Source organism: Shewanella sp. SM29 (assembly GCF_025654245.1).
In the GTDB taxonomy this organism is placed as follows: domain Bacteria; phylum Pseudomonadota; class Gammaproteobacteria; order Enterobacterales; family Shewanellaceae; genus Shewanella; species Shewanella oncorhynchi.
Window position 1 is genome coordinate 1 of sequence record NZ_JAKKRN010000020.1, and the last position, 13,217, is coordinate 13,217.

The following is a 13,217-nucleotide window of genomic DNA, read 5'->3' on the forward strand; positions in this document are numbered from 1 at the left end:
CTTATCGCCGCTAAACCACGCATGTAAGGCATGCACTAAGTCATCAGTCGTATCTGGTTTACTATTGCGGGGGCGCCACTCCGCAGGAAATAACGCACAAGCTTGCTTCGCTATGGCTAAATCCCCTGCGGCCATGGCGTAACTAAAGCAATCAACAACGTTATGAGATTGCCCTCCTTCGGCGATATTATCACCAAGGAAATCTGGATAGTTAGGGTCGTAAGCCATTAACAGTGGTTTAATTTTATATTCTGCGGCGGTTTGAAAGGCTTCCTTAGCTAAGTCCCAATCGCCATGCAACGCATAGGCCATGCCGAGGCCAGCGTATTTCATCGACCAACCCGCATAAACTGTCTCTGCTTCAATCTCATTCTGCTCGTAAAAGCCGGCTTCTTTAAGACCTTTTGCGCGTTCAATAAGCTCTTGATTAGATTTAATACCCTGCTCAATTTCAGCCAGTGTCATTTGGGGGACTTTCTTATCAGCCATGGTTATTTTTTCCCTGAAAAGGCGTTATTAATAATATCTTTTGCATCATTAAAATGGGGAATAGGCTCATCCAACACTTTGTCTATAAGGTTACCGTCTTTATCTTGGCTAAAGGCGCGAACCTGACCGGTTTCGGTGTTAGTAAAAACTGCCAGATGATTTTTTCGACCTTCAGAATCCAAAATCTCGTTCCAAAGTGCTTGCTCATCTTGTGTATAAGCTCCACCTTGGCGATTGGATGGCTGGTCTACTTTACCTTTTTTGTCAGTCATCTTTTTTGCGCGGGTACGGTTTTTTTCATTAGAACCCTGTTTTTGCCGGTTGGTGTTACTGCTTAGCGCGGTACTGTCTTTGTTATAGCCTTTGAACTCAGCTTCGACTCTCTTACCATTGGCATCATAGTACATCCCATCGGGGCCATGGTAACGGTTAGCGAAGCGCTCGTCAGGCGTAAGTTCTAAACGCTTTACAGCATGGTTGCCGCCTAAATGCCCCAAGGCTTCTGCGGGACTTCGGGCATCTTTCACTGCATCTTCGACCACTTTAGTCAATTCTTTGTATAGGCCTTTGGGGTCGGTGAGCAGTTTCTTGAACTTTGAACTCGCCAATTCGACAGCAAATAGCGCAGCGCTGTAGCCCGGCACCTCCTGAATCGTATCGGCCCCTGCTTGCTCGGCGGTATCGATATCGAAGGTGACTATGCCAGCATAACGTTCGCGGACTTCCTCTGGTGTTAATAGTTGATTAGTCTGAGTATCCGTTAACTTGATAATACCTTGCTCGGCAAAAAATTCAGCCTGTCCTGCGCGTTGCATAGCGATGAGATCATTAACGACTTGTTTGGCGCCCCCCACGATGTTATCAATAGGTGATTCATGGGATTGAGTTTGTGCGATAGGGGCGGCAACGAACGGTGGCGCTGAGCGGCTCTGACTGGTGGTGTTACTGTTAACTGTGGCAGATAGTACACTGCCGGCAAGCGGCACTAAACCGCCTATACCTAGGGAACCTGCAGGCGGTTTTGACCAGCCGTCGGTTAATTGCCAGACTAATAACTTACCAGAGATAAAACAGTCGATAACGGCCTGTACCACTTGCAGGGTGTTTAAGCTCGAAAGCTTCTGGCACCAAGGCATGGCTTGCAAATAGAGTTTTCGAAACACGGCATCCTGCTGCCACTCAGGTTGCAGTTTATATAAAAATTGGCGACCAAAAATAACATCCTGAACTGAGGAGAGGTGATCCTCTCCCAAATCCATTCTGGCAAAGGGGCAATTGCTGATGAGGTACGTTTTCCCCCATATATCCTCAACCATTACGCCGTCGTAATTTGCATAAGACATCCGTTTCACTGCTCCATGTTAAAACTGTTGAACGCGTTTAAAAGTGACTATTTGTTATTCATCAGCTCATTGGCTCTGCGTATTTGGCGTTCAGCATCTTTTACTTTCCGAGCTTCAAGTAATTGGCTACCCAAATTGAGATATTTATCTGCCAGTTGCTTACGTAGTTCATTGTAGGGAGAAAAGTCAGATGGAACTATGGGTGTATAAGCTTCAAAGCGCTGATAAACCTCATCCACGTCAGCACTATTTTTACTGGTGACTAACAAGTTTTCCAGAGTAGTAAAGGCATTTTGATAGAAAACAGTGGCATCTGAATAGGGAAATGCGGCTTGTTGACCTTTCGCAATGGCTTGATGGTAAATAGACATTGCTTTTACAGCGGTTTTAAGCTGATTACCTTGAGATATTAATGCTTTAGTTTGTTCTGTACTTGAAAAAAGCAGGTTCCCAGCATTAATAAGTTGTTCTAGTACAATGGGATCTAACGCTTGCTTAGCTTGATCAAATGCTTGGATAAAAGCCTGTATTTCGTTGTCTTGTAGCTGAATGCTATATTGTGGATCTATATGTTCAAAATTAGCTGCAATTTTATAGATATCATTGCCATTCGTTTGGTGTGAGTAATTCTGTTGTAATAAGAAACTCGCTAATTGTTCACGTAAGACATCAATCGCAGTTTGTTTCCCACGAACCATATTATTATTCAACGTGAGTAAGAAATAGGAGTCGGGATAGAGGGCTCTTGCTTCACTGAGCAAGCTTTGCATCTTAGGGTAATCTGGATAATCATGTTGTTTGTCAGTGAATATGAGATCCACTTGCTGCTCAACATAGCTAAAAATGTTCTCTCTTTGCTGTCTAAGTAGTCCAGCACGGATGATTGGGTCTTGCATCTCAAGACTTGGTAAGGTTGCAAGAAACTGTTTGGCGTCGAGATCAGCAAGTGCTAACAGCTGACGACTATCTAGTTCAAATTGTGTTTGTTTTGCTTGTACTTGTGCAACCTTGTTTTCCTGTGCATAAAGTTGATAACTCACGCCACCTAATACTGCTAGTACCGCTATTGTTGCCAGCGTAGGTTTCCAGAGTTCGCGCTTGAGGTGTGTCATTAAGCTTGATATGGAGATATTTCTATCAGCAGTATTAAAGTTAAGTGCTTTTTTTAGCGCTAACCACTTTAATGCATTTAGGTGGGATGGCTTTGATGCAATTTTATTTTGCGCTTGTGCCTTATCGGCAGGCATACGATCAAAAGGATGTTTGCTAGTAAGAAGCTCATAGGTTACACAGGCAAACGAGAAAACATCATCAGAGACAGCAGGTGTCTTTTCTGCAAGCAAATCTGTACTTGCATAGGCAGGTGTAAAGCCATTAATTGGCGCATTCTGTGATAAAGGGGCTGCGGCATACGCGTCATAATTTAGTTGCATGCGATGTGCAACGCCAAAATCGAGTATTTTAATATGTCCATGTCGATCAACCATAATATTTGCAGGTTTTAGATCAGCATGAACTATGCCTTTTTTGTGTGCATAATTTAATGCATCTGCGATTTGCTCTAGTAACTTCATCGCAGCTGTAAGACTTAAACCCTTGGGCTTATAACGTTTTATGATCTGGTCTAAGCTTTCGCCATCAAGATACTCCATAACGATAAAGTATCTGTCTTGATCTGAATCAACATCAAACACACTCACTATATTAGGGTGTGACAGCAGCTGGGTTTTATGCGCTTCTTCTAATAGGAGTTGTAATGCTTCTGGCTGATTTACAAATTGTGATTGCAGTACTTTAATAACAACGTGGTTATCTTTTATCCCAGCATTTTCAAGGAAAATATCCTTCGCTCTATAAACATCACTCATACCACCAGAACCAATCTTACTTTCTAAGTAATAACGATTTTTTAATGTGGAACCTTCTAGGGAAACAGAGGGAGTGTCTACGAAAGGAATAGTTGTAGGGGATTTAATAAAGAGTGTTTTATCTGATATGTCTAATTCTTCTGAAGAGTTGTTAATGTTAGTGTTTATTTGAGTAGAAGTCTCAGATGATTCGTCAGTTTCATCAGCCAGTCCCACTCTCCCAGAATCAAGCATGCCACACTCCTGTTATGGATCTTAGAAAGAACTATTATCCATATAGTCCAAAGAATTAATGGTGAATAGATTTATCACTTTTAATAAAGTGAAACATATTACAGTTCGCTTTGTTTGTAGTCAAATAGCACTTGTTAAATTTCCGCCTAAATTAATTCCCCACCACAGTTATACCGTATTCTTGAAATTATAATTTTTAACAAAAGTAATAGCATTTAGCCATCGAGTACTTTAATCAATATTGGTACTTTTGGGCTAAAGTTGGTATTTAAATTTAATACTAAAGAATGACATTGTGGTATTTATATATTTTATTTTGTAACCATATAATTTAACTTATGATTTTAGTCATATTGTCGCCAATGCTCTTTCTAATATTTTCCTATGTGCTCTAGTTTTGTTGACATGAACTTTTTTTAAAATTAGTCTCTGCCATCACACAATAACTCATACTTATTGTGCTGAGCCCATGGGATGGAGTTGTAATACAGGAGTATTAAGTGCATCAAAATGATACATTCATCGAATTATCAGTCGTAAGTTATCATCGACTTTCACCACGCCAAATATCAGTTAAGCGATTTGGCACGAGCGGTGGCAGTCTTGGTCGTTCTGAAAAGGCTGATTGGTACTTACCTGATCCCGAGCGCGTTGTTTCTGGTATTCATGCTTTAATCATTTTTGAAAATGAGCGCTTTTTTATTAAAGATCAGTCTACAAATGGACTGTTTCTCAATCGTTCAGTTGAGCCAATAGGGCAAGAAAATCAAACTCCATTAGCAGAAGGAGATGTCTTTTGTCTCGGGGATTATGAAGTTAAGGTTTCTATTTGTGAGCTAAACACAAAAAGCCATTCAGATATGCCTCAGGTTAATAAACCCATTCATAATCAAAAGAATACATTGCAGAATCTGTCATTATTAGATTCTGGAGATGGAGTTTCAATTAATAGTATTCAGGCCCCCATAAAGAGTTTTCCTGACGGTATTGCTATATCGTCAATTATTGAACGTAGTGATAATGATCCTCTTGCACAACATTTTATGGCACCTAGTACCTTGATCCCTGATGAGTGGGAGCAGCAATGGACCAGTAATGAGGAGCAGTTCGACACTATTCCTGAAAGTTTGAGCAGTAAAGCATTTGATGAGAAACATGAAGAAATTAAAGTAGGGCAGAAAATAGCTATCCCATTCTTATCTCAACAAGATGGACGTAATGCCAGTGTCGCATTTTTAAGAGGGTTAGGAATCGATAATTATGAACAGTATCTTGAGAATTCTGATGAGTGGTGGGAACAGCTAGGTGTTGCATTGCAAGAATCATTATCAGGTTTGGTCCAGATTATGCGAACAAGATCTGAAGTTAAGAGTAACTTTAGAGTGAATCAAACCACGTTTCAGCAGAAAGAAAATAATCCACTGAAATTTTCTGCCTCAATTGATGATGCATTTCATAATTTGTTTAATCGGTCTACGTTAAGTTTCATGCCTGCAAAGCAAGCGATACAAGAGGCGTTTAACGATATTAATCGTCACGAATCTGCCATTATTGCAGGCGCAAAAGGGGCTGTGAATGGTATTTTAATTCAATTGTCACCCACAGAAATTGCAAAACAAGATTATAGCGAATCATTGCTCGATAAGTTAAACCCTGCACAGAGGAAAGCGAGATTTTGGAATATTTATCAACTTAAACATAATGGATTAGTTGATGAAGTCAATATAGAGAATAGTAACATAAGTGATGAGTTTGTAAATGCATATGATGCTTTTATGAATAATAGATGAATAGTGCAGTGTTATTAATAACAAAGGAGTTGTAATTAATGTTTAATTATAAAGCATTACTAGGCGTAGTGATGTCTATGAGCTTAATCGGATGTCAAACTTTTTATTCGGCTTTTCCGCCTTCAACAACGATGAACTTTCGTATTGCTAACGATATTAATCCTGATAGTGATGGTCGAGCTTCGCCGGTTATTGTAAATGTGTATGAGTTAGCATCAAAAACGGTCTTTGAGAATCAGGACTTTTTTGCACTATATGATAATGCGAGCGAAACATTAAGAACGGACTTAATCAAAAAAGATGAATTAGTTTTTGAGCCCGGTGCTCGTTTAGAGTATGAAATGTTTTTACAACCAACAACGAAAGCTGTTGCGATTTTAGTCGCCTACAGGGATGTAGAGGGCGCACGTTGGCATGCTGTAATTGATGCGGATCCTACTGGATATGATGATGCGTATGTTTATATCGATAAACTAGCGGTCTATATCAGAGACCGAGACACCGAAGCGGCAACGAAGCGCTAATATCTCATAATGGAGTTGTTTAAATGAGTCATTTTAGCAAGATAGCTTGGACTGAAGGAACGTTTCTACGTCCACAACACTTTCAGCAGCAAGAACGTTACTTTTCTAATATGCAGCAAAAGTGCAATGCGATGTTGTCACTTTTCCCTTGGGGAGTCTCAGATTTAGAAATTGATGACAAAGCAACAAAATTTTCTCAGTTTGGTATTACTTCATTACAGGGGATTTTACCGGATGGGACATTGCTTGAGTTGCCAATGAATGACTTAATACCATCTGTTATTGAGATACCTAAATCGTGCCGTGAGCAACAGGTATTTCTGTGTCTTGCCTTCGAGAAGGTGAATAGCGTTGATATTGCAACCGCCGATAGTACAACAATAACTCGCTATCAATTTTCAGACCAATTGGTTTCGGATAACACATTATCAGAAGAAAGTGCAGAGCTACTACAGGTTGCACAGTTGCGTTTATTGCTGAAGCTCGAGAGTGAAGACCGCGGCGGTTATATTGCAATGCCAATTGCAAAAATAAAAGAGGTTAGCGAGCACGGTGAAATTAAATTGGATAAGAAATTTATTCCACCAACGATTAACATTCAGCGCAACGGTGAATTGAAAGGATTTATTCAGGAGACGTTAGGCATGTTGAGACAACGTGCTGAAGCGTTGGCCGCTCGTATTTCAAGGGGGCAAGGAAACGCCAACTCGATAGCCGATTTCTTAATGCTGCAGGTGCTTAATCGATATGAGCCTATTTTTCAGCATATTAAGCAAAGTGATGGACAGCATCCAGAATATCTTTATCAACATGCTATAACCATGCTTGGAGAATTGGCGACTTTTACTAGCCGAGATAAGCGAGCACCTGAATTCCCGCAGTATAACCATACTGATTTGGCCACAGTATTTGGCAACTTATCAGTGATATTAAACCAAACGTTAAGTGTTGTATTAGAACAAACAGCCATTGCGTTACCGATTGAACAAGCTAAGTTTGGCATTATGGTATCTCCATTGACGGATAAAACTCTGTTGGAGTATGCGCAGTTTGTATTGGCTGTTAGTGCAGATTTACCCGCTGATGATGTGCGTAAACACTTGCCGGCGAGATTAAAAATTGGACCCGTTGAACATATTAGAGAGCTGGTCAATAACCAATTACCAGGCATTGCTGTGACAGGATTACCGGTGGCGCCAAGACAAGTACCTTATCATGCAGGTTTCCATTATTTTCAGTTAGATAAGAGCGGAATATATTGGGAAAAACTCAGTAATAGTGGTGGTCTTGCTTTGCATTTATCTGGTAATTATCCGGGATTAAAGCTGGAATTGTGGGCAATTAAATCTTGATGATTTTGTATTTCGAGACTATTTACAGGGATGTATGTCATGTCAGATAAGACAATAATGAAGCCTCGACCGGGAGCAAGAAAGGCTGATCCTGTTGGCACAAATGCAAGTCGTGATGACGTTAGTCATCAGAGCGACAAAACCCAGATGGCAATACCAAAGGCACCAACATCATTTCAAAGTGCTCAATTGTACTTGTCTGTGAGTGATAATGTGCTAATAGACGAGGCTGGCCTTCTTTTTTCTTTAGTCGCGCCAATCCGAAGTACGCGACAACATCAAGATGTATTAGGACTTAAGAAACACTGTATTTATTTAATTCAGCAGTACGAATTGCAATTGAGAGCTAAGCAAATATCCTCTGAATTAATAGAGCGAGCTCGTTACTGTGTATGCAGTTTTCTGGATGAACTCGTGCTCAACACCGCCTGGGGTGAGAACAGTGATTGGGGGACCGAGAGTCTGCTTTCTACCTTTCATAACGAAACATTTGGTGGAGAGTATTTTTTTACTCTTTTAGAAAGTGCTATCGCTTCCCCAAAAGAAAATTTAATGCAGTTAGAGTTGCAATATCTTTGTTTATCTCTTGGCTTTATTGGGAAAATGAGGGTTGAAACAAATGGCTATGAAAAACTAGAACTTATAAAAGACCGCGCTTATAAGGCTATACGTAGTCAAAAAGGTGAACCTCCGAGAGATTTATCACCACATTGGCATTCCGATGCAAAGAATGTTAATCATCTAGAAAATCGTGTACCACTTTGGGTAATGTGCTCTTTTGTCGGTGTTTTATTACTCAGTGTATATATGTATTTAAGTTACAAACTGAATTCACAGTCTGATGCAGTCAATCGGCAGATGAATTCTTTAATTGTAGATAATACGCCACAAGCCCTTCAAGTTTCAGCGTCAACTGTGCATGAAGGTGCACGTTTGCAACAGTTACTGCAAACAGAAATTGGCATGCAATTACTCGAGGTTATTGAGTTACCGGATCGCGTGAGAATTCGGGTGGGACTTCATCATCTTTTTACAACGGGCGGGACAGATATTAATGAAGGATTTCAGCCTGTTATTGTGAAAATAGCGAGAGCTCTAGAAGGGACCCAAGGCCGTATTTTAGTGAATGGTTATACCGATGATCAACCCATATTTACAAGCAGATATCCATCAAATTGGCACCTTTCATTAGCAAGAGCAAATGCAATGGCAGACAGTTTAGCCGCTGGAGCAGGTTTACATGGACGTTTACAGCCAGAGGGACGTGGTGAGGCAGAACCTGTTGCACCCAATGATACCCCTGAAAATCGGGCTTTAAATCGTCGTGTCGAAATAGACTTATTGAAATAAGATGTATTAGCAAGGGATAGCTTAATGAACTTCAAAGCAATACTTAGCATGTTACTGAGAGTAATAAAGTCGTCATTATTTATTACAGTACTCGGTTTACTCGCTTTAGCATTACTGATTTGGTTTGGTGGACCACTCGTTGCGATTGCAGGTGTAGAACCCCTTGCAACGACGAGTGCACGACTGATCACATTATTATCAATCGCTCTGATTTGGATGATCTCTCAATTCATCAAACGCAGCCGTGAGTTAAAAAACCATAATCAAGCTGTAGAATCTCTATTAAGTAGTGATGAACAGCAACATGACGAATTAGCAAAACGCGATATCGAAATACTCACTTCGCGGATGCAAAAAGCTATTGATATATTAAAGAATGCACGCTTTAGCCGTGCAAGGGACATATACCAATTACCTTGGTATATGCTCATTGGCGCCCCTGGTTCAGGTAAAACGACCACATTACAAAATTCAGGTCTAGAGTTTCCGCTGATGGAGCAGTTAGGCATTGATCCTATCAGTGGGGTAGGTGGTACACGTCAATGTGACTGGTGGTTCACAAATGAAGCCGTCTTAATCGACACTGCGGGTCGATATACAACGCAAGATAGTCATGCGTCACAGGACTCAGCTGCATGGCAAGGATTTTTAGGTTTATTACGTAAATATCGACCTCGTAGACCAATCAATGGTGTGCTCGTATTTGTTAGTTTGTCAGATCTGATTAATCAGACTAAAACCGAGCGTAATATTCATGCTAGAGCGATTAAGCAGCGAGTACAGGAGCTTCAAAGCCAACTAGGCATGAGCTTTCCTGTGTACGTTATTTTTACAAAAGCCGATTTAGTCGCGGGTTTTACAGAGTTTTTTGCAGATTTAAGTGCGGAAGAAAGAGAGCAAGTTTGGGGCGTGACATTCTCTGCAGACCAAACATGGGATGAAACGGGTGCCGTATCTCAGTTTAATAAAGAGTTCCACGCGCTGATTAATCGTTTATATCAACGATTGTTTACTTGTTTACAGCATGAAAGAGATCTTGAAAGTCGAAGTGCTATATATGAATTTCCTCGCCAGCTTCGTTTGTTGCAGAGTGCCGCGGATGATTTTCTCAAAGAAATTTTTTCACAAAACCCTTTTGAAAAATCAACAATGTTACGCGGGGTATATATTACAAGTGCAACACAACAAGGTATTCCTATCGATAGGATAATGCAGCAAGTTGGAGGAAGCAGTGGTTTAGCTGAACCGCCATTAAGGCAGCAAAAAGGTGAAGGTAAAGGATATTTTATCCACCGTTTCTTTGAAAATATTCTTATCCCTGAGCGTGATCTTGCGACTGTAAATCTTCGCCACAAAACTAAGAATACATGGCTACGTCACGGTGTTACGGCGCTAACCCTGATCGCCACGACATGGATTTTATATGCTTGGTACGACAGCTATCGCTGGAATCAGCAATTGATTGAAAATACTGCCAAATCAATTGAACATTACAAAGCTGCCTCTAAATCAAACACTGATCTATTAGCATTAAATAATCAATTAAGTATTCTACGTGATATGCCTGCAGGATATGCTGGCGTTTTACCTGATGGAGAGCTGAAAAGTATTGGCTTATATCAAGGCGATAAATTAGGGCAGTCAGCGAAGATTATTTATAGTAAAGCTTTATATTCAAGCTTACTACCTGATCTCGTTAATGGCTTGACCAGTGAAATGAGAACGAATAGCACTCATCGAGATTATTTGTATGAGACATTAAAAACATATTTAATGCTTTATCACCCTGAAAAGTTTAAGAGTGAACAAATTACTGCATGGTATGATGCATATTTACAGAGACATTTGCCTGGTGAGGTTAACTCAGATACAAGAAGTTCATTGCTATCTCATTTAAATGCATTAATTGTTAATGGAGTACAGCTCCAGAATTATAATGATAAAATAGTCGCTGAAACTCGAGATATATTGCTTACTATGCCTTTATCAGATCTGGCATATCAAAAAGTTAAGAATGAGTTAATGAAAAATAACATTCCGGACTTCAAATTATCAGATGTGTTGGGGATGGAAAGCGCAAATGTTATTGTCCGAAAAAGTGGTGCATCATTAAAACAAGGGATCCCTGGGCTTTATACATATCAAGGTTTTCATGGGGTATTCAACATTGAGAAGCGAAGGATAATAAAAGCATTATTAGCCGATAACTGGATATATGGTGACATTAAAGCTGAAGAAGATGAAGAAGTAGAGAAAGTATTGTCAGCGCAAGTTACGGAAAAGTATTTGCGTGATTATACAAACTACTGGAAAGAGTTACTTGCAGATTTAGATATACAGAAAATTGACGATTTAGAACAAGGTCTTTATGTGACCAAAGTTCTCGCCGGACCTGAGCAGCCTATCCAAAGTTTGATTAAGGCTTTCCAACAAAACACAAAATTATCGTCGTTGCCCGAGTCTGCAAACGTCGATATGACGCTTGATGTTGCAGGAAAGGTAGCTGATACAAAGTTTTCATCACAAAAATCAAGAATTGGACGTTTGCTTCCTGACGAACTTCCTGATTTTGGTAAACAGCTACCAGGACATGAAGTTGAGTTAGCATTTGCACCTCTTCTGGCGATTAATAGCGCGCAAATGGAACAAATTGCACAAACGAGTCAGCAATATTATGCGTACTTAGAGCGGTTATATGCACCTAGCGGTGGTATGGCAATGCAGGCATTTGCAAATCAAAGAGAAAATAATGCGGGCGAACTAAGCGTTATGCTACGTCGATTGCGTAGTGATGTGCCATCTCCTTTTTCTGATTGGCTTGGTAATATCTCTACAGACACATCAAAACTATTTGCTAAAGGTAGTCGACAACACATCAACGATGCTTGGAAAAGTAATGTTGTTTCAGAATATCAAAAAGCGATTCATGGACGCTATCCTCTTGATAGGAATAGTTCAGTTGATATTAAGATCCGGGATTTCGAACGTTTCTTCGGATATGGAGGCGTATTAGAGCAATTTTTCATTGATTATTTGAGCCCATTTGTTAATACAAACCTCGAACAATGGCGCTTTAAGCAGAATATTGGTGTGAGTGATAGAGTGTTAAAAACGTTTCAAACGGCACAAAATATTCGAACAATGTATTTCGAGCCTGATTCTCAAAAGTTAAAAATTGGTTTTAGATTAAAGCCAATTTACTTAGATAAACATATTACCCACTTACTCGTTGAACTTGATGGGCAAGAGTTATCTTACAGGCATGGACCAACGCGTATGACGCAGTTTTTTTGGCCCGGCGATAGAAGTCGATTACAGACTAGACTCGTTTTTACTCCGGCAAACTCAGGTTTACTTTCAAGTAATACCTTTAAAGGTGAGTGGTCATGGTTCCGATTATTGGATGAACTGGTGAAGGAGCGTCCTGAAACGAAAGACGATGGGATTCTTTACTTATCTGTCCAAGGAAACAAGGCTAGAGTCGAACTTGTGCCAGATAGTGTCGACAATCCATTTTTAAGTGGTGCATTGGAGGCATTTAAATGTCCGAACAACCTTTGACACCGCAATTAGGCATATATGGGAAAATTCCGAGTCATGGTGATTTTATTACTCAAAATTTACCTACAGATTTTATTAATGGATGGAATGAGTGGTTACAAGCTGTAATGGCGGTAAGCCGTGAGCAACTTGGGGAGTCCTGGCTGCCTATGTACCTTACAAGCCCAATTTGGCACTTTGCTCTTTCTGCAAATGTTTGTGGTGAGTCTCCAATTATAGGTACTGTTATTCCGAGTGTTGATGCAGTTGGGCGAAACTTTCCATTTACATTAGCGGCAGCTATTGATATCTCGCCAGCTCAAGCATGGGAGCAAAAGAGTTGGTTTTTTGAATTAGAAAATAGAATTTTGCAAAGCTTAGACGATGATTTTAATTTAACTGCATGGGTTAAAGAATTACAGGAAAATGAGATCCCATGGACGCCAGTGAATAAAATAAGTACGTCAGGTAATACTGAGACACATATAAAACAACCATGGGTAATAGAGTCAAATAAGGACATATCATTTTTAGAACTATTGCACCAGAGTTATGTACAGCAGTTTGGACGATACTGTCTTTGGTGGACGGCAGGATCGGAGCAGGTCGAGCCCTGTATGCTTGTCACTTCTGGTTTACCTCAAATTAGTCAATTTGCGGGAATGATCGCTGGAAATTGGGCTAAATGGAATTGGCAACTTAAGACCATTAGGTCTTAGTACTGGAT

Annotated in this window: 8 protein-coding genes and 1 pseudogene; 6 read left to right on the forward strand and 3 right to left on the reverse strand. The window is 40.2% G+C overall.

The window, feature by feature from the left end:
* The 3 genes and pseudogenes from L5L77_RS14300 to L5L77_RS14310 all read right to left on the reverse strand — a co-directional run.
* A pseudogene (locus L5L77_RS14300) lies at positions 1 to 489 on the reverse strand (hypothetical protein); the annotation flags it as partial.
* A 2-nt stretch (positions 490 to 491) separates the two neighbouring features.
* Entirely contained in the window at positions 492 to 1,832 is a 1,341-nt protein-coding gene (locus tag L5L77_RS14305; RefSeq protein WP_263222973.1) for a hypothetical protein, read from the reverse strand.
* 47 nt (positions 1,833 to 1,879) lie between these two features.
* A complete protein-coding gene (locus tag L5L77_RS14310) occupies positions 1,880 to 3,934 on the reverse strand; it encodes a serine/threonine-protein kinase (protein ID WP_263222975.1) in 2,055 nt (684 codons plus the stop codon).
* A 500-nt stretch (positions 3,935 to 4,434) separates the two neighbouring features.
* Between L5L77_RS14310 and tagH the strand changes: the two genes are divergently transcribed.
* The 6 genes from tagH to tagF are packed head-to-tail and all read left to right on the forward strand — an operon-like array spanning position 4,435 to position 13,209.
* Entirely contained in the window at positions 4,435 to 5,724 is a 1,290-nt protein-coding gene (gene tagH, locus L5L77_RS14315) for a type VI secretion system-associated FHA domain protein TagH (RefSeq protein ID WP_263222976.1), read from the forward strand.
* Between the two features lie 38 nt (positions 5,725 to 5,762).
* Positions 5,763 to 6,248: a type VI secretion system lipoprotein TssJ gene (gene tssJ / locus L5L77_RS14320; RefSeq protein ID WP_006081801.1), complete on the forward strand. Its 486-nt coding sequence runs from the start codon at positions 5,763 to 5,765 to the stop codon at positions 6,246 to 6,248.
* A gap of 23 nt (positions 6,249 to 6,271) precedes the next feature.
* Positions 6,272 to 7,600, forward strand: coding sequence for a type VI secretion system baseplate subunit TssK (gene tssK, locus L5L77_RS14325; RefSeq protein WP_006081800.1), 1,329 nt, complete (start codon positions 6,272 to 6,274; stop codon positions 7,598 to 7,600).
* Between the two features lie 39 nt (positions 7,601 to 7,639).
* Positions 7,640 to 8,950: a type VI secretion system protein TssL, long form gene (gene tssL, locus L5L77_RS14330; protein ID WP_263222978.1), complete on the forward strand. Its 1,311-nt coding sequence runs from the start codon at positions 7,640 to 7,642 to the stop codon at positions 8,948 to 8,950.
* A gap of 24 nt (positions 8,951 to 8,974) precedes the next feature.
* A complete protein-coding gene (gene tssM, locus L5L77_RS14335) occupies positions 8,975 to 12,511 on the forward strand; it encodes a type VI secretion system membrane subunit TssM (RefSeq protein WP_263222979.1) in 3,537 nt (1,178 codons plus the stop codon).
* On the forward strand, positions 12,493 to 13,209 hold the full coding sequence (gene tagF / locus L5L77_RS14340; RefSeq protein WP_263222980.1) for a type VI secretion system-associated protein TagF: 717 nt from the start codon (positions 12,493 to 12,495) through the stop codon (positions 13,207 to 13,209). Before tssM ends, tagF begins: the two co-directional genes overlap by 19 nt.
* Positions 13,210 to 13,217: the final 8 nt, after the last annotated feature.

Coding starts and splice junctions, on each gene's coding strand:
- tagF (WP_263222980.1), top strand. CDS start 12,493: ATGTCCGAACAACCTTTGACACCGCAATTAGGCATATATGGGAAAATT.
- L5L77_RS14310 (WP_263222975.1), bottom strand. CDS start 3,934: ATGCTTGATTCTGGGAGAGTGGGACTGGCTGATGAAACTGACGAATCA.
- tssK (WP_006081800.1), top strand. CDS start 6,272: ATGAGTCATTTTAGCAAGATAGCTTGGACTGAAGGAACGTTTCTACGT.
- tssJ (WP_006081801.1), top strand. CDS start 5,763: ATGTTTAATTATAAAGCATTACTAGGCGTAGTGATGTCTATGAGCTTA.
- tssM (WP_263222979.1), top strand. CDS start 8,975: ATGAACTTCAAAGCAATACTTAGCATGTTACTGAGAGTAATAAAGTCG.
- tssL (WP_263222978.1), top strand. CDS start 7,640: ATGTCAGATAAGACAATAATGAAGCCTCGACCGGGAGCAAGAAAGGCT.
- L5L77_RS14305 (WP_263222973.1), bottom strand. CDS start 1,832: ATGTCTTATGCAAATTACGACGGCGTAATGGTTGAGGATATATGGGGG.